The sequence below is a fragment of the uncultured Pontibacter sp. genome, from assembly GCF_947495565.1.
In the GTDB taxonomy this organism is placed as follows: domain Bacteria; phylum Bacteroidota; class Bacteroidia; order Cytophagales; family Hymenobacteraceae; genus Pontibacter.
The window spans coordinates 1-602 of the sequence record NZ_CANLZM010000037.1 but is presented as its reverse complement, the minus strand read 5'-3'; the positions used below and the strand labels follow the sequence as shown (position 1 = coordinate 602).

1 protein-coding gene is annotated in these 602 nt (G+C 37.7%); it reads right to left on the bottom strand.

Going from position 1 to position 602, the window contains the following annotated elements; translation table 11 throughout:
• Positions 1 to 84 precede the first annotated feature (84 nt).
• Entirely contained in the window at positions 85 to 459 is a 375-nt protein-coding gene (locus tag Q1B04_RS19955; protein ID WP_299762770.1) for a hypothetical protein, read from the bottom strand.
• Positions 460 to 602: the final 143 nt, after the last annotated feature.

Sequence of the window (602 nt, the reverse complement as noted above, 5' to 3'; positions counted from 1 at the left end):
AAGAACACCTGCGCACAACAAGATTTATACCCTATGCTTCGGCTGATAGCCTCGCACAAGGTATACACGAGCCGTTGGCAGTAACTAAATACAATAAATAATGCTAGCAACAATCATTAGAATTTGTGCGTGGTTTACTATGATTATTTTTTCTCTTACTTCTATTGCAGGACTAATAATGGTTTTCAATGAAAAAGCTACTATACCAGCAATTCTAACCTTTATTGTATGTTCTGTTATGTCAATTACCGGATGGTATGCTAGAAAATTTGGATTGTCAGGATTTAAGGTTAATAAGTTTTCCAAGCTAGTAGCAGTAATTTCATTGATATTTGGTATTATATTTATAGTATTTGTGCCGTTACTTTTCGGAAGTATTTCCGGTTTAGAAGACTCTTTTGTAGCAATAAGAAATTTGCTCATATTATTTTTGCCTGTTGTCTCTTCAGCATTTGCCATATTGTTATCGAATTCAAGAGTTCAACTGCAGTAAAGGGGTAAAAGAGTATAAAAAATACCTTCTGCCAATCGAGTAGACGGCCCCGCCAGCGTTAGCTGACGGGGTGCGCCTCTCACACCACCGTACGTACGGGTCGCGTATA